This is a genomic window from Sphingobacterium corticibacter (assembly GCF_003076635.1).
GTDB lineage: Bacteria > Bacteroidota > Bacteroidia > Sphingobacteriales > Sphingobacteriaceae > Sphingobacterium > Sphingobacterium corticibacter.
In genome coordinates, this window is sequence record NZ_QDKG01000003.1 from 264,083 (window position 1) to 288,372 (window position 24,290).

General features: G+C 44.2%; 16 protein-coding genes. 10 read left to right on the forward strand and 6 right to left on the reverse strand.

The features are described 5' to 3' along the window. Positions 1-4 precede the first annotated feature (4 nt). Genes DC487_RS09885 through DC487_RS09895 form a run of 3 tightly spaced genes read left to right on the forward strand, consistent with a single transcriptional unit; the run spans position 5 to position 5,867 of the window. The gene (locus tag DC487_RS09885; RefSeq protein WP_116775813.1) at positions 5-1,459 is read left to right on the forward strand and encodes a RagB/SusD family nutrient uptake outer membrane protein; all 1,455 of its coding nucleotides are present in this window, start codon (positions 5-7) and stop codon (positions 1,457-1,459) included. Between the two features lie 11 nt (positions 1,460-1,470). Beyond that, positions 1,471-3,711 (forward strand): redoxin domain-containing protein, encoded by a 2,241-nt coding sequence (locus DC487_RS17240; protein WP_165799065.1) that lies wholly within the window; start codon positions 1,471-1,473, stop codon positions 3,709-3,711. After that, a complete protein-coding gene (locus DC487_RS09895) occupies positions 3,708-5,867 on the forward strand; it encodes a S9 family peptidase (protein WP_116775814.1) in 2,160 nt (719 codons plus the stop codon). The genes DC487_RS17240 and DC487_RS09895 overlap by 4 nt, the downstream gene beginning before the upstream one ends. A 14-nt stretch (positions 5,868-5,881) precedes the next feature. Here the strand turns inward: DC487_RS09895 and DC487_RS09900 are convergent, their stop codons facing one another. Beyond that, complete coding sequence (locus DC487_RS09900; RefSeq protein WP_133228487.1) at positions 5,882-8,437, reverse strand: DNA-binding transcriptional activator; 2,556 nt, start codon at positions 8,435-8,437, stop codon at positions 5,882-5,884. A 299-nt stretch (positions 8,438-8,736) separates the two neighbouring features. Between DC487_RS09900 and DC487_RS09905 the strand changes: the two genes are divergently transcribed. The 7 genes from DC487_RS09905 (at position 8,737) to DC487_RS09935 (ending at position 20,240) form a co-directional block, all read left to right on the forward strand. Next, entirely contained in the window at positions 8,737-10,221 is a 1,485-nt protein-coding gene (locus DC487_RS09905; RefSeq protein WP_116775816.1) for a glycoside hydrolase family 76 protein, read from the forward strand. A gap of 67 nt (positions 10,222-10,288) precedes the next feature. Beyond that, on the forward strand, positions 10,289-13,465 hold the full coding sequence (locus DC487_RS09910) for a SusC/RagA family TonB-linked outer membrane protein (protein ID WP_116775817.1): 3,177 nt from the start codon (positions 10,289-10,291) through the stop codon (positions 13,463-13,465). 27 nt (positions 13,466-13,492) lie between these two features. Continuing rightward, positions 13,493-15,556 (forward strand): RagB/SusD family nutrient uptake outer membrane protein, encoded by a 2,064-nt coding sequence (locus tag DC487_RS09915; protein WP_116775818.1) that lies wholly within the window; start codon positions 13,493-13,495, stop codon positions 15,554-15,556. A gap of 4 nt (positions 15,557-15,560) precedes the next feature. Beyond that, entirely contained in the window at positions 15,561-16,391 is an 831-nt protein-coding gene (locus DC487_RS09920) for a DUF3823 domain-containing protein (RefSeq protein ID WP_116775819.1), read from the forward strand. Positions 16,392-16,413: 22 nt separating this feature from the next. Beyond that, positions 16,414-18,609, forward strand: coding sequence for a hypothetical protein (locus DC487_RS09925; protein ID WP_207774360.1), 2,196 nt, complete (start codon positions 16,414-16,416; stop codon positions 18,607-18,609). 162 nt (positions 18,610-18,771) lie between these two features. Continuing rightward, complete coding sequence (locus DC487_RS09930; RefSeq protein ID WP_116775820.1) at positions 18,772-19,404, forward strand: hypothetical protein; 633 nt, start codon at positions 18,772-18,774, stop codon at positions 19,402-19,404. Positions 19,405-19,670: 266 nt separating this feature from the next. After that, entirely contained in the window at positions 19,671-20,240 is a 570-nt protein-coding gene (locus DC487_RS09935) for an AAA family ATPase (protein WP_116775821.1), read from the forward strand. Positions 20,241-20,284: 44 nt separating this feature from the next. On the opposite strand, the gene gloA2 is transcribed toward DC487_RS09935, so the two are convergent. The 5 genes from gloA2 to DC487_RS09960 are packed head-to-tail and all read right to left on the reverse strand — an operon-like array spanning position 20,285 to position 24,290. After that, positions 20,285-20,671, reverse strand: a complete 387-nt coding sequence (gene gloA2, locus DC487_RS09940) for an SMU1112c/YaeR family gloxylase I-like metalloprotein (protein WP_116775822.1) — start codon at positions 20,669-20,671, stop codon at positions 20,285-20,287. A gap of 37 nt (positions 20,672-20,708) precedes the next feature. Next, a complete protein-coding gene (locus tag DC487_RS09945; protein ID WP_116775823.1) occupies positions 20,709-21,440 on the reverse strand; it encodes an HAD family hydrolase in 732 nt (243 codons plus the stop codon). Continuing rightward, positions 21,433-22,473: a lysylphosphatidylglycerol synthase transmembrane domain-containing protein gene (locus tag DC487_RS09950; protein ID WP_116775824.1), complete on the reverse strand. Its 1,041-nt coding sequence runs from the start codon at positions 22,471-22,473 to the stop codon at positions 21,433-21,435. The genes DC487_RS09945 and DC487_RS09950 overlap by 8 nt, the downstream gene beginning before the upstream one ends. Continuing rightward, positions 22,451-23,434, reverse strand: coding sequence for a CDP-alcohol phosphatidyltransferase family protein (locus DC487_RS09955; protein WP_116775825.1), 984 nt, complete (start codon positions 23,432-23,434; stop codon positions 22,451-22,453). Before DC487_RS09955 ends, DC487_RS09950 begins: the two co-directional genes overlap by 23 nt. Then, complete coding sequence (locus DC487_RS09960) at positions 23,394-24,290, reverse strand: ATP-grasp domain-containing protein (RefSeq protein ID WP_116775826.1); 897 nt, start codon at positions 24,288-24,290, stop codon at positions 23,394-23,396. The genes DC487_RS09955 and DC487_RS09960 overlap by 41 nt, the downstream gene beginning before the upstream one ends.

The window sequence follows — 24,290 nt, forward strand, 5'->3', positions numbered from 1 at the left end:
AAACATGCAACTCAAAATAAAAAATAACCTCAAGAAATATATTACAGGGATAGCTATCACCACCACTCTATTGCAGGCGTGTAAGAGTGAGTCTGGATTGTATCCTGTACCCGAAACCACCATATCTGATCGTAACGTGTTCGACACACCAGCACGGATTGAAGGATTGGTTAATGGTATTTACCGTAATCTTAAGGCGGCCAGTCTCTACGGCGGACGTTACCTGATGTATCAGGATGTGCGCGGAGAAGATTTTATCAATGTAACCTTGAATAGTTTTACAGGATTTGACAGTTGGAATAACTCCTATAGTTCAGGTTCCAACGACATCAACAACCTATGGTCGGCAGCTTATACTACTATTAATTCTGCTAATATCGTTATTCAAGGTTTAGAAAATACGACAGTCATTTCCGAAGCGGCCGCTGCCGCTTATGTTGGGGAAGCTAAATTCTTACGCGCATTATCTTATTTCAGTCTGATTACGGTGTTTGCGCAACCGTATGCCCTAGATCAAGGCGCTTCGCCCGGTATACCGTTGCGTTTGCAAGCGGAAACAAGTACGGCTAATAATGCGCTGGCTCGCAGTACGGTAGCAGAAGTATATGCACAAATCATACAAGATTTGAACGATGCAGAGTCGGCTCTGCCTGATAATTATACAACTGCCATGCTGAATACCACACGGGCTCATAAAAATACCGCTACCGCACTGAAAACGCGAGTGTATCTTACTACAGGAAACTTTCCAAAAGTAATCGAAGAAGCGGCGAAGATCGTTCCTCAAACCACCGCACCATTTTCGGCGCAACGCGGCGTAGCACATGCGCTTCAAAGCGATATCCAAGTTCTTTTTAGTAGTAATTACACGACAACGGAATCCATTCTTAGTATGCCGATGACACCGACAGATGCACTTTCTGGTCAATCTGCCATTGGTTTTGTATATTTGGTAAACCGGGAATATTATTTGAATCCTACTGGTATTTTAGGGAGTGCACAGTGGAGTGCAACGGATGTACGACGCAACTTGTTGCAAACGACTGCTGGTCGTCAATATTTGCGGAAATATGCCAAGGCATCGCCATTTGTAGATTACATTCCGGTGATCCGCTATGCGGAAGTTTTATTGAATTACGCGGAAGCAGCAGCAGAGGGCGGGCAGCTGGATTTAGCTAGCTCATTATTGCTAGCAGTGCACCGCCGCTCGGATCCCAGCTTTACTTTAGCAGCGGATATCGCCAATGATAAAAGTCGCCTACTTACTGCGATAGCGCATGAACGCAGAATTGAACTATTGGGAGAAGGATTTGGCGGGCAAGATCTGTTACGTAAACTACAAGCACTTCCAGCGAAGGGCGACGCGAATATTCAAACACCGCGTGTGGAGCCGAGTGCACAAAACTATATTTTTCCACCGCCCAACACGGAGATAGCAACAAATCCATTATTTAGATAAACACACTGACAATGAGAAAAAGTATATATACCATTTGTATCAGCTGCCTGACTGGCTTGAGTTTGGCAGGCTGGAATTCAGCGCAAGCACAAGATACTGCACTGAAATTAAAAGGAACGGTGAAAAATTCAGATAGCGAATACGTCTATCTGCATCGCTTTGAGAACAAAACTTTTACAGTGCTTGATTCGGCAAAAGTAAGCAAGAAGAAATATTCGTTCAGTACACGATTGCCGCTGCCTGATTTATATGGTGTTTCACTAAACCGTGATGATTTGCCGAGTTATGTATTTTTAGACAAAGGTGCCAATGTTATCGCATTGGATGGAGATGCTGCTAATGGCGAAAGCATAAAAGTGAGCGGATCGAAAAGTCAGGCACTTTTCGAATCCTACAAAAAGGAAAAGGATATCGACATTAGTAATTTTATCAAACAGCATCCCGATGAGATTGTGTCCAGTTACGTCTTGTACAGAGATTGGTCATATAAGCTGTCGCCCGAAGAGTTAGAGCGCAACATCTCTTTGCTGAGTCCGGCGCAACAGCAATCCCGCTATACCAACGATCTCCGCAAGATTATTGAAGTCGTGCGTCAGGTAGCGGTCGGTAAAAAAGCGCCAGCTATCGTGGCAGCAGATCAACAAGGAAAAGAGGTCGCACTGTACGACAATTTAGGAAAATACACACTGATCGACTTTTGGGCTTCCTGGTGTCCGCCATGTCGCCGGGAAAACCCAAATATCGTGGCTAATTATCAGAAATATAAGGATCAAGGTTTTCAGATCTATGCCGTCTCTTTAGACAAAAAGAAAGATGCTTGGCTGAAAGGCATTGAAGACGATAAACTCACTTGGTTGCATGTATCCGAATTGCGTTATTGGGATAGCGATATTGCGGCAGCATACGCCGTACGTGCAATTCCAGCCAACTTTCTGATTGACGACAAGGGAATCATCGTCGCGAAGAATGTAAAAGGTGAACGTTTGGGTGTGGTATTGGACAGCTTATTCAATGGCTCGCAGAACCAAGGCGGATCAAAAGTGGGTCTCGGTTGGTCGAATAATACCTTCAAAGGGCAAGATCCGATTGCGTTTGAATCAACTGAAAACCAGCCGGTAGACAAGCAACAAAAGCAGAGCTTCAGTAGCGATAAACGTGTATTTTTCAGTAACGAATCTGCAGGTGCGCGACTTAACGCGGTATCTAAATCCGACGATGGTATTTATCAATTACTGATTTCGCCAGAACGTACCCCGATCAATCAAAGTCCGTGGTACGGATTTGAGGTGTGGTCGGCCAAAGACACCACGATCAAAGTACAGATCAACTACGCCTCTGGTTTCTATCATCGCTATGACCCAAAGATCAGTCGTAACACAGATGTGTGGGAGAAAGTAAAGGACTTGGAGTTCATTAAGGAAGGTGATAAAACAAAGGCTGTTCGCTTCAGCTTAAATCTAAGTCCGAATCGCACTTGGATCGCCGCGCAAGAGAATATTCCTTCGCAGAAAGTCTACGCTTGGTTAGAGAATGTAAATCCAACCCTAAAACTCGTCAAAACGGAAGTGGGCAAAACGGCGCTGAATGCGCCGCTTTACGTTTATGGTGCTGGCAATCCAAATAGCAAGAAACGTGTGATCGTGATGGGGCGGCAACATCCACCTGAAATCACAGGGCATTATGCCTATGCTGGATTTGTCGATTATTTGTTGGGCGATACGCCCGATGCACGCGCGTTTCGCGAAGAGTTTTACCTGTATTTCATTCCAGTCGTTAATCCGGATGGGGTAGATAGCGGACATTGGCGCGCGAATGCTAATGGCGCTGATCTAAACCGAGATTGGGATGCATTTCACCAGCCAGAAACACAAGCGCTACGCGATTATTTCCAAAAAGAGATCAAAGCACAAGGTAGAGAATTGTATTTCGCGATAGATTTTCACTCAACCGCACGCGATATTTACTATACAGTAGATCCTCAATTAAAGAGTCGTTTTCCAGGTTTCGTGCCCGAATGGATTGCTACGTTGCGTAATGCCGTTCCCGGCTATGAGCCACATGTGAAACCATTGTACTACGAAGGACCGACTTTCACCGCTTATAGTTATTTTTATAAAAACTATAATGCCGAAGCCTTGGTTTATGAGATTGGCGACGATACAGAACCAAAGTTTATTGACCAGAAAGCTAGATTATCGGCGCAAACACTCATTCAGAAATTAACAGCAGCCGACACTAAACAATCATTATGATCCAAATCAAAACTTATCATCTATTCTACGTTATCATTGGTTTTGTACTTTGCCAACCATTAAATGCGCAAGAACAACCCATACGAATCAGCGATCTTACGAAGATTAAAAACATCACCGACCTACAAGTTCGTCCAGATGGGGGCGAGGTAGCGTATGCGGTCAAAGAGATTATTGCCGACACGGCTGCAACAGGTGGATACGCTTATCAAACGAAATGGTTTACACAAAATTTAAAAGACAAAAACAGCATAGAAGAACACGATAAACAGATTGATCAGATAAGCTACGGAAGCGACGGTAAACGGTGGGCGATCGTTAAAAGAAAAGGAAAAGACAAGCAACTGTATGCCTATCCAAATGCAACGATAGATACAGCGTCATTTCATCATCGCATTCCATATCCTGTGGAGCAGGTGCGATTTAGTGCCGATGGCAAGCAAGCTTTATTGGCCGTGCGATTGACCTTGCAAGATTTGGTAACGAGCAAAGATTTCAACCCAAAGGATTTGCTTCCTGAATGGTCATACGAACGACCTGGCGACACCAACAATCAATCTTTACGAAAACCTTCGGCTTCGCCGGATGCAGATGGCGATGCGCAACAGGTAGCAGCTTACCTGCTACAGAACGAAGAAAAAAACCTCGCCAAGCTGACCAATAAATTACAATTTCAGACGGAAAGTTCGACTACGGGTAAGTTATACTTCACGCATTGGTATACCGTTGATTTGACTGGTGAAAATGCTTCTAAACCGCTTACTTCGGATTTCCGCTCTTATCAACGCGTCGCTTTTCTATCATCGGATCAAGTGATTGCAAGTGTAGATCGCGATACTTTGGCGCATCCTGATCGGATAAATACCTCTGATATCGTGCTGATTAATATTAAAAATGGCACACAACAACGCATTATAGGTGATGGCGTATACCGTTATCAATTGGAAGCGGTCTCTCTATCCGGCAAGAAAATAGCCATCTCTCGGGTAGAAGCCAACTCACTAACACAAGGTCAATTGTATGTCTATGACACCAAAGATTGGAAAAGCCAAGCCATCGTGCATGACAGAAATCATGCGCAGGTACAATTTGGTGTGAAAGATTCCGAACTGTATTTCGTATCGTTCAGTAATGGAGGTAAGGTCGTGAATCGAGTGGATTTAGCTTCTGGTAAAGTTTCGGTGCTTACATCGGTCGATGAAGGTGTTAACGACTATTGGGTTGGAAAAAATCAGGCGGTTTTCGCCAAAACCACTTTTGCTAATCCTTCGGAATTGTATGTGGCTCAAGCAAATTTCGCAGCACCAAAAGTTATTACGGAGTTAAACTCCTCTTGGCTAGCTGGGAAATCCATTGCCAAACCTGAAAAGTTTACGTTTACCAATGAGCTTGGCCTGGAAGTAGAATATTGGTTGCTCAAACCGCAGGAAAGCAGCGCAACGGCGAAAAGTCCACTTTTAGTGCAAATTCATGGTGGCCCGGCTTCCATGTTTGGCCCAGGTGATGGCAGCATGTGGCACGAGTACCAGTATTTTGTAGCCAAAGGTTACGGCGTATTGTATGGCAATCCGCGTGGTTCCAACGGCTATGGTGAAGCATTTTTGCAAGCGAATTATCGGGATTGGGGCAAAGGTCCTTCTTCGGATGTATTTGCGGCAGTCGACAAAGTCGTATCCCAAGGTTGGGTAGATACCAATAATTTGTACGTGACTGGCGGTTCTTATGGCGCATTTCTAACGGCTTGGATCATTGCACATGATTCACGTTTCCGCGCGGCATCCAGTCAGCGTGGCGTATACGATTTATACACTTTCTTTGGCAGTGGTAATGTATGGCCGATGCTGAAACGCTATTTTGGCGGTTTCCCTTGGGAAGATGGCATTAAGGAAGTTTTGGAAGAGCAATCACCCATTACGTACGCCACTCAAATTCGTACACCATTGCTCATTTTCCATGGAGAAAATGACAATCGGACAGGGCCAACACAGAGCGATTACTTGTACAAAGAATTGAAATACCTCGGCAGAGATGTAGAATACGTACGCCATCCAGATGCCGATCACGAAATTACCCGTTCGGGAAATGTCGCTCAGCGTATCGATCAGATGCTGCGTACGTATGAGTTCTTCGAACGTTTTCGGAATACGGATCAATAACTCATTGGCAATGCCTATCTTGTTATTAACTCAGCAAAACTAACAGGATAGGTTTCCCCCAATAATTGCTGGTACTGATCCGTAAAACGACTATAGAAACGGCTGGCTTGTGTTGTTGAATTTAATTTTTGCAGTGCAGTCAGCCCTTTCTTTAACCCCATTTCATGAATAGGATCTAGTACCATTAATAGTTCGGCAGCAGCAAATAATGAATTCCAGTTTTCCTGCTGCTCCATCAAAAGCATTGTTTTTTGTAAGCGCATTGTGAGTTCGTTTTCCAATTTGCTTTTGGTCTCGTCAAACAGTGGATCGTCCGATCCCATCAGGAATGAGCCTCTTCGTATAAGCTGGCTGATATCTTGGGATATCAAGTCATGGTTATTAGACATTGCGTGACGTAAAACCGCGTAATCGCAATAACAAGGAGATGAAATAGCTACGCGATAATGTCCATTTTTATAAACAATCTCTACACCTTCTACGGTGTTTAGAGATTTTCTCAAATTATTGATAGTTACGCCTCTAGAAGTTTTTACTTTATCTTTAGGTTTATCTGGCCATACTAGGTGGCTCAATAAAGTAGAGCTGATGCCAGCCGCATCACTATGTATGAGAATCAAACAGAAGACCTGCCGCAATCTCGTGCTAAAGAGATGCGAGATATCATTACCTCGCCGATCGAGCACCGTAAAATCGCCAAATAAGAAGATACTATTTTTATCGGGGTGCTGCCAGCTGGGCGCTTTCATAGCAGTTTCTACGTCTATTTTTGGTAATGCCGTTTGGGAGACGTTTCTTTCTTCGGGCTGCAAAGCTTGTTTTGTAACATGCTTTTTTCGGTAAAGTAAGATAGTTCCCGCGGTAATAATGACGACACTGAAGCCAATCCACCAGCTAACCTCTGTTTTGGTCGACTTTGTAAAAGCATGTAGTTGCGATTGACTGATGGCGGGGAAATCCAATTCATACACCGAAACCTTGGATCGGATATCATCATCCGACTCCTGTACGATCGCGATTAATTTTTGCAGATTTTTATCATGATAGAGCTTGGCGCGTGTACTAATTTTATCAGAATAGATGGGTATAGAATCTCCCAACTGTTCATAACTGCCATCTGCTAACGAAAAACGCCGCAGCTGGATCAGCGAATGGGAAACATGCTCTGGATAGCCTAATAGATACAACCATCGGTCGTCGGGAATCACCAATCCGCGAGCAGGGACAAAATGATGTTCTTTCCAATCCAATTGCCATAGTTTTTTAGTCCGACCACCTGCTAAATCCAAGTCATAGAGATCATAGAAATACTTTCGACCGACAATATGCTGACCAGATTCATTCCCCATGCCGCCAAACAAGTACATCTTTTTAGTTACTTCACCATAACCCATCGAGGTGAAATATCGAGGTAGTATCTCGTCTTTTGAAATATTCTGCGCGGCAGTCCAATCAGAATTATCGATCTGGTAGCGTCTCATATCGTTGTTGTACAACATGTTTCCAAATCCGCCAAAAACAAACAAGGCACGCTGTTCGGCCAAGTAATGTGCGCCATGATGATTCAATTCCAAGCCCAGATAGGCATCACTCTCGACTCGCCAAGTATAATCGTCCAAACTCAGACTAGCAACCGTGGGACCTTCGTGCGGATGTTCGTAAAACGTCTCGTATACGTACAATCGATTTTCGGTAGAATCGATAAAACTATTGCCCAACTTAATCAATACCGGACAAGGACTGGTAAAGCGAATCGCTTCCGTAAAACCACCGCGTAGATGATGAATAAATAACGAATCGCTGTTAAAGTAATAGGCCAATTGCCGCTTTACATCATATTCCGATCCTGATTTTCGACTGGAGTACATTGCGCCGTTACGCTGCCAATGGTAGGCTCGGTTGAGTAACCAAGTCACATTGGATACTTTGCCATGTGCATTGCCCGAAGCATCATGCAAGATCGAACCAGTGCTTTCTCTCATGGGAAATCGAAGCTGTTGGCGATCATCTGCAATGACCAGCTCACGGATGGAAAAAGAAGGAACATCAATCAAGTAATCACTTTTTCCAAATATGATCGCTGGCGAATAGCTATTGAGCTGTCTTGCGCGAACGCTTTCCGTGGCTTGATTGTCTACCGTAAGCGAGATTTTTCCTTTCAGCAAGTCGTAAGCCACTTCAATGGGAAGCCATCTCTTCGCATGTAGCTTGTCTAAGCTAATAGCCAGCCGGATTAGACTACTTTTACCTTCCTCATTAAACCGAAAAACTGCCTCCTGATCTTCTTTATCAAAATAGAGATTGTAGGTCGGATTATGACCTTTATCTTTCAGCCGAATCAAATAACCAGAAGTGCCGTCATCGCGGATGTGTAGATCAAAGTTGATCTTCAAAACTCCCTCAAAGTTCGGATGATTTTGCTCGAATAGTCGGATGGAAGAACGCTGTTCTATGGGTTGATGATTGCCAGTCAACTCGATTCCCTGCGCAAAAATATTTTCCAAAAATAGAAAATTAGAAAGACACAAAAATAGAAATACGCGTAATGGTAGAGTAGTTGCTTTCATCATAGAGTTTATCGAGGACTTTTGAGCCCGCGGCATCGGTAGTGTTGTTACATCAAATGTAAATAAAAAACTCAATAAACGTTTTAGCAAAGATTACGTCAGGGATAAGATTAAGCTGGAAATTCTAGTATTTCGAACTTCTGATTTTGCATTATTTAGTAGGGTTAACACTTTATACAGATGTTATTAAGCCCATTTTAACCCATAAATTAACCCCTAGCGCTCTATATTGCTTACGTTATGATCGGCTCACTCTAACCAAGCGAGCTCTAACTAAAATTATAAACCAAATTCTCAACATCATGCAATTAAACCGTATTGCTCAAGTTGCTTTTCGTGTCGCGCTTATGGGTGTGGCGATGACTAGCAGTGGGATGTCATCCTGCTCTCAAAACACCGTACAGCCTGTCGAAGTCGAAGAGACTATAGACGACTCTGCTATGGAGATGGCCTTACGCAATTTGGAGCGTTCCATAGCACTAGTCGATATCACCATCGAAAAACAATTTGATCCACAAACTTTTGAGATGCGTCGCTTCTATAATCCATTCACGCAAGTAAAATCGGATGAACGTGGATCAGTCTGGATGTACACTGCTGGAATTGAATCGGTCAACGCCATATTAGCCGGCCTGAAGAAAGCAAAAGAAGCAGGCGAAACAACATTATACGATCAACATTATCAGCGCTATGTGCAGCTTTTGGACGATTTATATGATAACGCCGATTACTATTTGGGGACATTCGAATTGGTGTCTTATACTCAAACCAAAGAATGGTCTGTATACGCGGTAGATCGGGTGAGCCAGAAAGGACAAGCCAATGTAACCGGCGTACTCAATGTGTACGACGATCAGATGTGGCTAATTCGCGAACTGCTGGAATCGTACAAGCTCACAGGCAACGAAGCGTACTTGCAAAAAGCAGAATACTTAACAGAATATGTATTGGATGGCTGGGATACGACGATTGATGAGCAAGGTAGAGAAAATGGTGGAATTCCTTGGGGACCAGGCTACACCACCAAGCACGCTTGTAGCAATGGGCCACTCATCACACCTCTGGTCTGGTTGCATGATCTATACAAAGGAAAATCCGAACAGATTGAAAAGCGCTATATCGATCCGACCGACAAGCAAACGCGGTTGACAAAATCAGTAAACAAAGCCGATTATTACCTCGATTATGCGAAAGCAACCTACGCTTGGCAGAAATCCCATTTGCTCAATAATAATGGCGTGTACAGTGACATGATGGGCGGATGTGTGCCGAATTGTGATATTCAATACACGATGGTGAATGGCACGCGTTATCGCGCCCACACGCCGTTGAAGGATGCTGTTGGTGAAGCTTTTACCTACAATAGTGGCACCATGCTTTCGGGCGGAGCAGACCTTTACCGAGCTACGGGCGACGAAGCCTACGCTCGCGATGTGCGCGATCTTTCGCAGAAAAGTTTCACCAGCTTTGCAACATTGGGCAAAGATGTGCCCCAGTACCACAGTTTTGGTACGGATGGGTTCAAAAATTGGTTTAATGGCATTCTACTCCGTGGATACCAGGAATCTGCCGGATTGAATGAGCAAAATAGCGCATATCTCAACGCATTTCAACGTAACCTAGATTACGGTTTTGAGCGGTTCAATAACAATGGTTATCTGCCCACCAATTTACTGACCGGCTGGGGCAGTGATCGAGATGGCCAAGGCGTCGAAGGCATGTTTATGTTTACCTATGCCGCGCAATACGCTTTATTGAGCCAGCATCATCTCACTACGGCTGACTAAACATCAGTCAAAAAACCTAAAGACCTAATTTAAATAAGTGATATAACCAATTACAAACCAGTTAACCATGAAGGTAATCTCAAAAAGAGGCGTCGCTAAGGTGATGCAAGTTTTGATGCTGCTGGCTATGCTGTTGCCGCTCTTTTCTCGAGCCCAAACCGCTGTGCGCGGCGTGGTCTCCAATGCGCAGGGGCAGCCATTAGCCAGCGTATCAGTCGTCGTGAAAGGCACTACTCCGCAGATCGCAACGAGCACAGATGCGCAAGGGCGTTATGCGATAAACGTACCTGCCGATGCCGTTCTACAGTACAGCTACATCGGCTTTAAAACGGCAGAAACTGCCGTGAACAATCGCTCTACGATCAACATCAGCTTAGAAGCCGAAGATCAAAGTGTAGAAGAAGTCGTCGTAGTCGGCTACGGAACGCAACGAAAGCAGACATTGACAGGTGCGGTTTCTGGCGTGAAGGGAACGGAAATGCGCGCTACGCGAAATGAAAACCCACAAAATATGCTGACCGGCCGAATAGCGGGTGTGCGTGTATGGCAACAAAGTGCCGAACCGGGCGCATATCGTGCTAATTTTGATATCCGTGGTATGGGAGCGCCGTTAGTGATTATAGATGGAGTTCCACGCTCCATTCAGGATTTTCAACGCCTTAATCCCAACGATATCGAAGATGTGTCGGTATTGAAAGATGCATCAGCGTCCATTTACGGAGTTCGTTCGGCAAATGGTGTGATGTTGGTAACTACGCGTAAAGGAAAAGCAGGAACGGTGTCGGTTGGTTACAATGGATCATACACCTTTCAACGGCCGTCCAACATGCCATTTTTGGCCACCGCAGCAGAAGCTATGACCTTGTATAATGAGCGATCGATGAACAACATCAATGGTGGCAACTGGGTATATACCGAAAAAGATTTCGAAGATTTCCGCAACGGAACACGGCGTTCATCCGATTGGACTTCATTGATATTCTCCGAAGTTTCTCCGCAAACTGCGCATGATGTGAGCGTGTCGGGCGGATCGGAAAAAACCCAATACTATGTAGGTGCTGGCTATAATTTTCAGGAAGGATTCTTTCGCAGTGGCGATTTGAATTACCATAAATTCAACTTGCGTTCTAACCTGACGACCGAGATCACCAAAGGGCTTAAACTAGAGCTTAATTTGGCTGGCATGTCCGACGTGCAGAACAATCCTTACCATAGTGCCGTCGATATTATTCGCAATTACTGGGGGCAAGGCATGCTATTTCCAGCATTCGCCGATCCCGAAGAAACGTTGATCAATTACGAAGGCATCGGTTTAGAACAGAATACGGTGCCGATGATCTATTCGGACATCGCCGGTTATCGAAAGAATAAGATGAAGACTTTTCAATCATCCGCCGCGTTGAACTTTGATTTTGGTACCTTATCAGAATCCTTGCAGGGATTGACCGCCAGAGGATTATTGTCTTACGATTACCGCGGAGATAACAATAGCACATTTCGTCGCGAATATTACCAATATGCGCTAGATCCGATTACCGGAACGTACAACCAAAAGCTGTTTGATTTGAGTAGTCCGAACCGGATGCGTCGCGAGTTTTTCGAGAAGCAACAGATCCTAAGCCAGTTTACTCTAAACTTCGAGCGCTCCTTCGGCAATGGCCATACCTTAAACACCTTAATCGGTTGGGAAACTCAAAAGAACGATGGCGACAACTTTTTTGGCATGAAAAACTTGGCCTTCGGTTCCGACATCTTATTGACCGGTGTCGAAGAAGGGCAGATGACGGGTATGTCGGGTGGAATTACCGATTATTACAATGAAGCCAAGCAAGCGGCCTTCGGCCGGGTAAATTACGATCTCAAAGGACGTTATATTGCGGAGTTCTTATTCCGCTATGATGGCTCATCTCGCTTTGCGAAAGAGAATCAATGGGGATTTTTCCCATCAGGATCTGCCGCTTGGCGTATTTCTGAAGAGCCTTTTTTCAAGTCTTTAGATGGTTTGCGCTTCATTGACCAATTCAAAGTACGCGCGAGTTATGGTTTGCTAGGCGATGACTTGGCCGGAGATTGGGATTTTGGTTGGATTGCGGGGTATAATTACCCAGCGACCAGCGGCAATGCCGAAAACGGTTACTATAACCAATATGCACCGGGATATATTTTTGGCGATCAATTCGTCACCGGCGTAACTCGAAAAGCGATTGCCAACCGCATGCTAACTTGGTATCAAGCCAGAACTTTCAATATCGGTTTGGATATGGATATGTGGAATGGCAAGTTCGGTTTCACCTTAGATTACTTCGATCGTAGAAGAAGCGGCTTATTCCAACGCCGAACGGGTGATTTTCCAACCATTATTGGTATGACCGCACCACTGGAAAACGTGAATAGCGATCAGCATTACGGGATGGATTTAGAGATTCGCCACCGCAACCAGATCGGCGATTTTGGCTACAGCTTGAAAGCCATCGCCACCATTACACGGAACAAATATTTATTTGGCGCACAAAATGGACCGTACCGCAACTCCTACGACAAATGGCGCAATGACAATCTCAATCAGCGCTATCAAGGACAGCAATTTGGCTACGTTTCTGATGGTCGATTTATGGATTGGAATGATATCCGTACCTATCCGATCTACACCGAACGCGATCAGCTTCCTGGCGATTACAAGTACCTTGATTGGAACGGAGATGGTGAGATCAGTGGTTTGGATGAGCATCCTTTTGCTTTCGACCAAACACCGTGGATGAACTACAGTATGAATATTCAGGCCAACTACAAAAACTTTGATTTGGCGATGCTGTTCCAAGGTTCGGCTTTGGGATCCATGCAATACCAAGAACCGTTGTATTCTATTTGGGGCAGCAATGGCGGCGGTACGCTGACGCAATTTCTGGATCGCTGGCATCCACTAGATCCCACGGCAGATCCATACGATCCTTCGATCGAATGGGTACAAGGACATTATGGCTACACCGGAAGATACCCAAGACCAAACTCAGAGTTTAACCGCGTAAGCACCGCTTATCTACGTCTTAAAAGTTTGGAATTAGGCTATACATTACCCGCTTTTGCGCGCTATCCAAATATGCGTCTTCGTGTCTTTGCCAACACGTACAACGTGTTTACCATCACCGCAGTCAAATTTGTGGATCCAGAGCATCCAGACAGCGACTTAGGACGGATGTATCCGTTGAATAAGACCTACACGATGGGCGTATCCTTAAATTTTTAATGTAGAGCAGACCAAGAACTGAAGAATATGAAACGAATTATTTCATTTATAGCAATAGCACTGCTGGCTGCCTTGAGCCAATCCTGCGTGAAGCTAGACATTATCCCTAAAAACATCGTTACGGATAATGAATTGTTCAACACGCCGGCCAGTGTAGACATTTATATGGCGCGGATGTACAGCCGCATGCCTTTCGAAGATTTTAAATACATGGGCCAATGGGGTTTCGAGAATAACGGTTGGCTCAATTCTATCGGTATCGATGGTACCGGCGAAGCCGTAAACCGAGATGGCATCACGACCGCTTTCACGGGAGAACGCACCGCCTACTGGGGGCAAGCTTTTGAGCTCATTCGCGATGCCAATCACCTTTTAGAAACGCTGCCGCAATATCAGGCGAACTTTAGTGATGAATTGTATAATCACTATCTGGGCGAAGCTTATTATATCCGAGCGACTGTATTCTACACGATGGCGAAGCGTTTTGGAGGAATACCGTTGGTGACCAAAGTGATTCAGTATCCGGCCAATGATTCCGAGATTGAAGTAGCACGTGCTACCGAAGAAGAAACGTGGGATCAGGTATTGGCCGACTTCGACCAAGCGATCGAATTGCTACAAGAGCGTAGTCCGCAAGAAGGCTACGCTAACAAATACGTGGCTTTATCATTCAAAGCACAAGCCATGTTATACGCTGGCAGCGTGGCGAAGTACAATGAAACGGTATCCGGTCGATTGACGGGCATTGGACGCAAAACGCAAGTACGTGTTATTGGATTTGAAGAATCCCGCTGGCAAGCTGCTTCCCGTCGCTATTTCGAAGAATCGTATAAAGCGGCTCGTCGCGTCATGCAAGATGGCGGATTTGCACTATACCGTCGCCGTTGGATTGCAGGTGATAAGCAGGCGCAGTACCAGAATATGGTCGACATGTTTTCAGATTTAAGTAGTCCAGAGAACATCTATGTGAAACGCTATCTGTTTCCGACGCTCACCCATGCATTTGATGCCTACAATATGCCGTTTTCATTCCGAGCACCGCTATCTGCAGGTACTTGTCCGACGCTGGATTTTGTGGAACTTTTTGAAGGATTTCCACGATATCCCGATGGAAAGATTCGTGTCACCACGGGTAGCAACAATGCATCGGGCGATTATGTGATGTATGACAATCCGCTAGAGTTTTTCCAAGATGCAGAGCCACGTTTACGAGCTTATGTGATCTTTCCGTCCGACGAATTTCGTACGCGCAAGATCGATGTGCGCGCTGGCGTGTATACCGGAGAAACACCGATCAAACCATTTTTCTCCAACTATGCGTACAACACGGCCGATGAGCGGTATCAAAACTTACAGATCTTCAATGGATCTAACAAAACCTTGTACTTAAGCCCTCGTGAAGGCAACGGACAGCAAACCCTACAATACCAAGGGCAAACCATGACCGCAGCTGGACAGGATGGACCTTTTTTCGATAATGGGGAAGCGACTCTAACCGGCTTATACCTTCGCAAATGGTTGCAAACCACGACAAACATCGAAACAGGCGAAGGTAAATCAGCACAGCCGTTTATTCTGATGCGCTATGCGGAAATATTGCTCACGGCGGCAGAAGCAGCCATTGAATTAGAATTGGCTGGTGCACCATCGCCAGATGGAAGCAGTTTACTGCAAGTCGCAACCGATAATATCAATCAGATCAGAGAACGTGCTGGTGCGAGCTTGTTGATCGGTTCGCTAACTCCCGATAATGCTGGGCGCGATATCGTACGTAAAGAACGTCGTAAAGAACTTGCTTTCGAACATAAATCGAAATGGGATATTCGCCGCTGGCGCGTAAACCATTACGAAGGACGCGATGGCTTCTGGGGCGAAACGCGGGACAAAAACTTCTACAGTAACAACGAAAATTACCGCTTCCGAGGCTTATATCCTTTCTTCTCGACGCAAGAAGGCAAGTACTTCTTTGACACACGCTTTCAGTGGGTGTCATCCAAAACATTTGGTTACCAACCGATTGATTATTACTTCTCCATCCCGGGAGGCGAGGTAGCCAAATCTCCATTGATTGACCAACAACCTAACCGATAATTCGATGAGACGCATAAATATAAAATACAGTATAGGATTGGTGTTAATCACCATATTGATGAGCAATAGTGCATGCAGCTTTTTTGAGTTGGATAATTATGATGCACCCGATGTCACGTTAAACGGTGAGGTGGTCGACGTCCTAACGGGAAAACCCGTATTGACCGATCAAGGATCGGAAGGGACACGTGTACGGCTGACTGAATTGAGCTGGGGTGACAATGTAGAGCACAATCCAGATTTCTATTGCATGCCAGATGGCAAATTTCAGAACACCAAACTCTTTAAAGGTAATTACCATATCACCGTCGATGGTCCATTTATCCCCTTACAACGTCGCGGAACAGATGGTGCCATCATTGCCGATGAAAGCATCGTGATGGATCTGGAAAATACGCACAGTGTACGCATGGAAGTGCAGCCATTTTTGCAAGTAGAATGGGTGGGAGAGCCCACCGTGAGCAATGGTAAGATTACGGCACAAGTGCGCGTGACGCGCGGTGTGAATCCAGCCGATTTCAAAGCGAAAGTAGAGCCGATGGGCAACTACAACGACAATCTGCTCAACATGACGGATATTCAGTTTTTCGTGAGTTACTCGTCGAGTATTGGTTATCGCGCACGCGATGAGCGCTGGTCTACGCGTATTGATTATTCTGGTAGTGATTTCAATTCTCTATTTGGTCAAACTATTACTGTTACATCCAATGGACAGATCCCGAGCGGAAGAACGGTGTTTATTCGCGCTGCCGCGCGAATAAATTATGACACGCCGGTAGGTAGTGGTGTACGACGCTGGAACTATAATGAAGCCAAAGAAGTGTTGGTGAACTAAAACGTAATAAGGTATGCATAAAATGAATAAGCAAATCCGTTGGAAGCCTCTATCCTTGACTTTCGGAATCTTTCTCGCAGCGGCTAGTCCGCTGTGGGCGCAGCAAAAGCCCGATGGCGTAAAGACGACATTTCAAACATCGAGCGAATGGCGATCCACTATCGATAACCGCGCAGACGCCGTGATGATCTACGGTGTGAAAGGCAATCCTTCGGATAAACGCAAGAAATGGCCGTTTCCGCATCGTGTCAAATCGTGGAAAGACCGTGGTTATACCATTCACTTCATGACGGGAATCGCGTGGGGCGAATACCAAGACTATTTCACGGGCGCTTGGGATGGCAAAATGCATTTGGATGAAGGTCAGGTAACGCAAAAGCAAGATACCTTATGGCACGGACATATGGTGCCATACCTGGTGCCAACAGACAATTTCATTCAGTATATGAATGAGGAGCACATCAAGCCCGTAATCGATGCTGGGATTGATGCGATCTTCTTGGAAGAGCCAGAATTTTGGGCCAGAGCGGGCTACAGTGAAGCATTTAAGCGGGAATGGAAGAAATATTATGGTTTCGATTGGCGTGCACAGCACGAATCGCCCGAAAACACGTACCTCGCCAATAAATTGAAATATTGGCTGTATTATAATGCATTGGATAAGGTATTCACCTACGCCAAAGAATATGGAAAGAGCAAAGGTATGGATGTAAAATGCTATGTGCCGACGCATTCGCTGGTCAATTATTCGCAGTGGATGATTGTTTCGCCAGAAGCGAGTTTGGCTTCCTTACCTGTGGTTGATGGCTATATTGCACAAGTGTGGACAGGTACTTCGCGAGAGCCCAACTTCTTTGAAGGGAAAGAACGCGAACGCGTATTCGAAACCGCTTATCTGGAATATGGTTCGATGGAATCTATGACAGCGCCGACGGGACGTAAAATGTTTTTCTTGACCGATCCGATCGAAGATCGTGCAAAAGATTGGGATGATTATAAGCGCAACTATCAAGCGACGTTCACGGCACAATTGCTTTATCCGAACATTGCTGACTTTGAAATCATGCCATGGCCGGAGCGCATCTACGAAGGTTTGTATCGCGTATCTGCCAACAGCGAGGAGAAAGCCAAAATTCCAAAGCCATATGCTACGCAGATGCAGGTAATGGTCAATTCGTTGAATCATATGCCTAAAAGCGACAATAAATTGTCGGGAAGTGCAGGCGTCTCGGTCTTGATGGGCAATTCGTTGATGTTTCAGCGATTTCCAACCCATGCTGGATATGATGATCCGCAGCTAGCGAACTTCTACGGACTGACTTTGCCTTTTGTAAAAAAAGGCGTTCCAGTGAAAACCGTACATATCGAAAATCTGGGTTATCCAGCTGCTTTGGCAGAAACCAAGGTATTGCTCATGACTTATGCCAATATGAAGCCACTGGATGCTATTGCACACCAACAAATCGCAGATTGGGTGCAGCATGGTGGACAACTGGTATACAGTGGTCGTGATAATGACCCATTTCAAACGGTGCAAGAATGGTGGAATACAGAAGGAAATAATTATGCCGCTCCGTCCGATCATCTGATGGAGAAAATGGGAATCGAAGCTGGCGCTAAAGAAGGTGTTTATGTCTATGGAAAAGGTGCCGTGCATATCCTGCGTTACGATCCGAAAGAATATGTGCTTGCGGCAAATAAAGCGACGCCTTTGTTGAAAGCGGTAGAAGAGCGTTATAATGCAGCTACCAAAGCACAGCTCGCGTATAAAAATCATTTCTACCTACAACGTGGCATGTATGAGTTAGTGGCCGTCATGGACGAAAGTAATAGCACCGATTCGTATACCTTGGAAGGTCAATTGATTGATCTCTTTGATCCCACGCTTCCGGTATATACGAAGCGTACCATCGCCCCTAGCGAGCAAGGTTATTACCTCAATGTAGCGCTGGTAAAAGACAAAAATAGACCGCAGGTCTTGGCAGGAGCTAGTCGTGTTAGTGAGGAACGGGTGACTAAAAGTGCCTATAGCTATATCGCCAAAAGCCCGATAGAAACCACCAATATTTCCAGAGTACTTTTGCCAAAACAGCCTAAAAGCGTACTGGTGAATGGTCAGGAAACTTTTGATGTAAACAATTGGGATGCTGGCTCTAAAACCTATTTGTTAGGTTTTGAAAATAACCCCGATGGGGTAGAAGTAAAATTGTTGTGGTAAGCATCGTTTGATGTGGTTTAATTTGTGTTGTTCGACCGATCTCCGTGCAGGAGGTCGGTTTTTTTGTGCCATATCATGAACTCATATTTTCAATAAATACTGGTTTTCCAGTATTGAGGTGCAAGGTACATGAAGGTATATTTACATCTTAGTCTGAAGCTTATGTATAAGATTGGGTATTTTATGATTTGTCTTGCGTTTACACTAATCTCGTGTGGTAAAGAGAGCGACGACGCTATATCTAAAGATGATTTCGTCTCACGTACCTCAAAAGAAGCATACACAGGTACAGCAAAATCCGTCATGCATTTGCATGGTTACGAAACATTTCCATCTGTAGCAGGTACAGGCACTTTTAATGTGATTCAGACCAAGGGGGATAGCGTGACCTTAGCACTAACTTGTAATCTGTCAAGCGGAGATGGTTTTAGCTTTGGCATGCCTGGAATACAATTGGGCAACAGCTGGTCGGCAACCTTTCAAAATGGTGGTTTCGCTATTGATAATCAAGGCGATGTATCTGGCGCTATGCAAACGACGCAACAGGAAATCTCTTGGGATGGCCGGCTATTTGACGATAAAATTTTACTAGATGTCAAAATCAAATACCTGCAACAAGATCGTAATATTACCGCAGGGACTATCATCAATACCCATCTTGATTTGATTCGTGCAGACGCACCTGCATCAGAAAACATCAACGGTTGCAAGGTTATTGTTTGGGAAACTCGCGCTGTTCTGAATTTATATAGTTATGGTTCGGATTTGCTGCGCGTACCAGTTTGTCATGATTAGTAGACCTGAATATTTTTCATCGCACTAAGGTAGTGTACTGTTCACCCTGCTTTGTTTTTCGCATCTTAATGTCCATCTTTGTGTATCATTCTAGGTATTTATTTTTACCCCGTGCCTAATGATAGCTTTACCCAAACCAGTTCCAACTATAATTTGTAGCTGTTTATCTCAAAAACAAGCTTTTAGAATTCTATTAGAGACAATCCGTCTCATCTTTTCAGCATCGATAAAGTATCACATCTACTTAATTAAATCATTAAAATTCCATGAAATCAACATATTTCTATATTATAACGGGCGGACCAGGCGTCGGAAAAACTACACTCATCGAGGAACTAAATCGACAAGGATTCAGAACCGTGCCAGAAGATGCACGTCGAATTATTAAAGAGCAGATAGATTTGGGAGAAGATGGCCTCCCTTGGAAAGACAAGGAAAAATATGCTGAACTAATGTACCGTGCAGCCATACAAAGGTATGAGCAGGTGCTACATGACCTGGATTCTCGGGATTGTTTTTTTGATCGCGGTTTATTGGACACCATTTGCTACATGCGTATGCAAAATATCGCCATATCCACAAGCATATTGGATCAAGTAGCCAATTATCGATACGCTAAATCCGTATTTATCTTACCGCCTTGGCAAGAAATCTATCACACAGATGAAGAACGGAAACAAGATTGGAAGGAAGCGGAATTCACGTTCCAGCAGATGAAGGAAACGTATATAGCATTCGGATATGATGTCATTGAACTACCAAAAACATCAGTAAGGGAACGCGTGACATTTATTTTAAATTATATCGCAAAGAATAGGGATGAAGACCAGTACTAAACATAGGGCTTTACATGTGTGTAGTTTGCTTTTAGGTTTGCGGATTATCCTTCGTAAATCTCTACGGGTAAGTCATCTGGATCACTAAAAAAGGTAAATTTCTTACCCGTAAACTCGTCGATACGAATGGGTTCGGCGACGATATGTTTAGTAGCTAAATAGGCCACGGCTTCTTGTATATCATCTACTGCAAAGGCAATATGCCGCAACCCAGTGGCTTCTGGTCTGCTTGGTCGTGCGGGTGGATTGGGAAACGAAAAAAGCTCAATAAGATATTGTCCATTGATGGCTAAATCTAATTTGTAAGAATCTCGTTCTGCTCGATAAATCTCCTGCATGATTTCAAATCCGAGTACCTGCGTATAGAATTCTTTGGATCTTTCGTAATCGGAAGCGATGATGGCAATGTGATGTAAGGATTTGATTTTCATACGTAGCAATGGTTTACGATCTTTTTACGAATATAGATTATTTTTTCGTGGACAGATCCCCATCTTCAAATACAATGTCCAACACTTCGTTAATATCCGAAATCGTATACGTTGGCTTAACGTCCGAATCCACATCATGCTCCAGGCTATTGCCTTTGAGCCAAGCCGTCTGGCAACCACAACTATTTCCCGGTTCAATATCTTTGGATAGCGAATCGCCAATCACTAAGCATTCTTTTGCTTCCAACTTTATCGCGTCTATTCCTAATCGATAAATCTGAGGATCAGGCTTACGTACACCGACCACTGCAGATTCGATAACAGTATCAAAGAAATGATCTATTTTATAATCTTCGAGTACAGTCTGTAAATTACCATAGAAGTTAGAGACCATCACCATAGGAATCTTATTCGCTAGTAAAGAAAGTACAATCTTCGCTTTTGCAATATGGTGTTTAGCAAAGTCATATCCACTAGTGGCAATTGAATTGATCAGATCATCATCTAAACGGTAGTTTAGGGCTTTCAAAAACTCAAATTGTGTTGCTACTTTCGCTAGAAGCACTTGCTCCATGTTGAAATCTGGCAGAATTATTCTTTCCAGTGCCGCTTTGCGTTCTGCATGCACATAAGCTTGATAAAATGCCTCTTGCGTCACGTTTATTTCCAGCCTTACGTAGAGATCCCATAAGATGGTAGACCAATGATCTCCTTTAGAATCTAAGGTACCACCGAAATCGAAAAGCAGGCCTTTAATAGTATTATTCATGTGATAGTTCTTTGAGATTTTCTTCCACTTCTAGTGGAGCGGTTTTATTTCTCACGAGTAAAGTAAGTAGCAATCCGATAACAATCCAAATTAATTCTCTGATACGCGTAGCCAATCCGATAAATACGCCGGCGCTAGCCGAAAAGCCCACAACAGACATAGCCAATGCCATGCCTCCTTCTCGTGTGCCCAGTTGCATAGGGAAGAAGAATATCAAGTTAGCAAATAGGGAAGATCCTGAGCTTACAATGATGGCCTCTATATAATTCATCTCCAATCCTAGCGCTCGCGCTATCAGATAAATCTCTACACAGCCAATCACTCTTGCGAAGAATTCCCAAAATAGGGAGGAGTAAAATTTTGGTTTTCGATGCTGATACAAATCGTTGATCTGCATATCGATCTCGGTAAATAAAGTTTCATTCTTCTGCTGCAAGCGCTTGGCCGCTTTGCCAATGAACGGTAATTTGGTTGCCACTCGAAATACACTGGTTAGAATACCGCTCTTTGAAATCCGTGATACCCACAACAGTAATCCACCAGCTAAAGCAATAATAACGGCGCAAGTCGCGATTACTGTGGCGCTAACAGGTAAATAAAAAATAATTAAGCCGATAGATAACACCCAAAACACCAAATGCGAAAGGATATGCATCATACCATACAGCAACACGGAAGAGCTGGCTTTTGCCTTTCCGAGTGCAGGCGTGAGCGACATGATGCGATAGGGTTCGCCACCAAGTGCGACAAAAGGCGTGATATAGTTGATCGCGTATCCGGAGATCGTAAGCTGAAGAATGCGACCAAAATTGATCTTAGCACCTTCGTGATTTTTTTCTCGAATAATGTCGCGAAAAGCCAATGCATTCATGAAATAAATGACAAACCAGCTTAATAAGACCGGAACAAACCAAATACCGGTCTGTTGCAAATTAGCCCAAATATTCTCGATACCTAATGCATACACCATGTAGACCAAACTACCGATGCCCAGTAGGATAAATACGACTTTATAAAGCGTTTTCGTGCTCATACATGCTTTTACGTTCGATCGCTGAAAAGAAATATTTGCTAACGCGCTCCTGTCTATACACCATATAAATAAGAATGGGAGTAAGTACCAGAATATCAAATACGAAATATAGCCAAACCTGATCGATAAAAATCCATAAAAACAGAAATATCACCCGCGTGTTGAACTGCACGATGTTGGTGTATTTCATCAATGGCTTATTTTGCGCTCTGAAATCTCGAATAAGATTTAGCGGCAATCCATTTTTATACTTGCTTTTGATGACGGCTAATAGCTTTTGTAACCAAGGAGAAAGCCGTTCCTGCATGCGCGTGTAGCCCATATATCCGTTCAACACGAACTTCGAGAAAGTATCTTTTTTCCAACTCAATTTTTCAAAATCTATTTGTAGATCATGCACATTGTCCAGCTCACTTCCATTCTCACCTTTGATAAAGAAAAGGTGGACGTTGCGATAATAATCGGCCATGGCCGATTGGAAAACATGTGCTACACCCGCCAAAACTCCCGGTATCCAGATCCAGGCAGACCAGCCTTGATCCATCAGCCGAAGGCATAAAGCAATATGAATAGCCGCAAACCAAAAATCTCCGGCGAAGCCGTCGAGAATGCGTCCAAAGCGGCTTTTCTGGTTGGTCAATCGCGCTAGTTGCCCATCCGCAGAATCCAACGAGTTGGCAAATACAAGCAGCAACATGCCGATGATATTGATCCAAAGATCTTGGTAGTAAAAAAGAATACCAGCTGCAACGCCGATGAAAATACTGGTAATGGTGACCGCATTGGGACTAATGCCTGCACGTGCACATATTTTGGCGATGAATAAGCCAATTGGACGATAAAACCAGATATCGATACGCTCTTCGGTATCGGAAGATTTGAGTGATTGCTCGAATTCGGACTCGATAGGTTGGTCAATATTATGATTTCCCACTAAATGTTGCGGATTTTTTTGTTCCATTCTGGGTAGATAGTTTCTTAAATAAGAAGTTAGCAATGACTTTTGCAGCTTCTTCTCTGCATGGCGCAAAGCTTGGCCAATCGTTTAGGTCAATGATATGTATGCTACCATCATTCTGGATAATGGCATCCCCACCGTATATTTCCACACCTAAAACTTCGGCCGAATGATCGGCCAATTGATGAAGCTGTTCGGCATCGTAGTTATAATGATTCGTACGGCCGTTAATTTGTTCATATTCCTCATACTTATGATGCTTCACTTCGTATGGATAGAAACTGTAAAAAAACGACGTTCCCCGAACTGCATAAAATTTAACGAGGTCACCACGCAGATGACGCGATATGACCGCTTCTTTGATATTCCGCAAGGCATATTCTTCAATAATATTCTGTGCTTGCGCAATGGTGGCTGCAAATGTCACATCTTCTTTGTGAATGGCATGAAAATCCCCACGTTTGATCCACAGACCATCCGCAGCCAATGATAAAACATCAGTAGATAAAGGCTGATGTGTCTGCTGCACAATGCTCGCTGGATAAGAAATACCATTTGCCACTAGTAACTCCGTCATATTTTTCCGAAAGCAATTTCGGATGCTATGCGACGAATTGAAGATAGGCATTCCGCTATCTTCCAATTGCTGTAAGCGTAATAATAACGACCTACTACGACCCATGCTAATGATACCATCGATATCAGTGATGCCCATTTGCATAAAAGATTCTTCATCGCATAATCTAACTTCAGCACCGAATGAGATCAGTTCATCGCAAACAAGGCGCATGATTGCGGCATCATTGCCAATGTGGTTAGGAGAGAAGTTCTTCCTTCTATTTATTGCCAGTATATTCAT

Excerpts from the sequence above, each read along its gene's own strand:
- DC487_RS09885 (WP_116775813.1), top strand. The coding sequence starts at position 5 with ATGCAACTCAAAATAAAAAATAACCTCAAGAAATATATTACAGGGATA.
- DC487_RS17240 (WP_165799065.1), top strand. The coding sequence starts at position 1,471 with ATGAGAAAAAGTATATATACCATTTGTATCAGCTGCCTGACTGGCTTG.
- DC487_RS09895 (WP_116775814.1), top strand. The coding sequence starts at position 3,708 with ATGATCCAAATCAAAACTTATCATCTATTCTACGTTATCATTGGTTTT.
- DC487_RS09900 (WP_133228487.1), bottom strand. The coding sequence starts at position 8,437 with ATGATGAAAGCAACTACTCTACCATTACGCGTATTTCTATTTTTGTGT.
- DC487_RS09905 (WP_116775816.1), top strand. The coding sequence starts at position 8,737 with ATGCAATTAAACCGTATTGCTCAAGTTGCTTTTCGTGTCGCGCTTATG.
- DC487_RS09910 (WP_116775817.1), top strand. The coding sequence starts at position 10,289 with ATGAAGGTAATCTCAAAAAGAGGCGTCGCTAAGGTGATGCAAGTTTTG.
- DC487_RS09915 (WP_116775818.1), top strand. The coding sequence starts at position 13,493 with ATGAAACGAATTATTTCATTTATAGCAATAGCACTGCTGGCTGCCTTG.
- DC487_RS09920 (WP_116775819.1), top strand. The coding sequence starts at position 15,561 with ATGAGACGCATAAATATAAAATACAGTATAGGATTGGTGTTAATCACC.
- DC487_RS09925 (WP_207774360.1), top strand. The coding sequence starts at position 16,414 with ATGAATAAGCAAATCCGTTGGAAGCCTCTATCCTTGACTTTCGGAATC.
- DC487_RS09930 (WP_116775820.1), top strand. The coding sequence starts at position 18,772 with ATGTATAAGATTGGGTATTTTATGATTTGTCTTGCGTTTACACTAATC.
- DC487_RS09935 (WP_116775821.1), top strand. The coding sequence starts at position 19,671 with ATGAAATCAACATATTTCTATATTATAACGGGCGGACCAGGCGTCGGA.
- gloA2 (WP_116775822.1), bottom strand. The coding sequence starts at position 20,671 with ATGAAAATCAAATCCTTACATCACATTGCCATCATCGCTTCCGATTAC.
- DC487_RS09945 (WP_116775823.1), bottom strand. The coding sequence starts at position 21,440 with ATGAATAATACTATTAAAGGCCTGCTTTTCGATTTCGGTGGTACCTTA.
- DC487_RS09950 (WP_116775824.1), bottom strand. The coding sequence starts at position 22,473 with ATGAGCACGAAAACGCTTTATAAAGTCGTATTTATCCTACTGGGCATC.
- DC487_RS09955 (WP_116775825.1), bottom strand. The coding sequence starts at position 23,434 with ATGGAACAAAAAAATCCGCAACATTTAGTGGGAAATCATAATATTGAC.
- DC487_RS09960 (WP_116775826.1), bottom strand. The coding sequence starts at position 24,290 with ATGAATATACTGGCAATAAATAGAAGGAAGAACTTCTCTCCTAACCAC.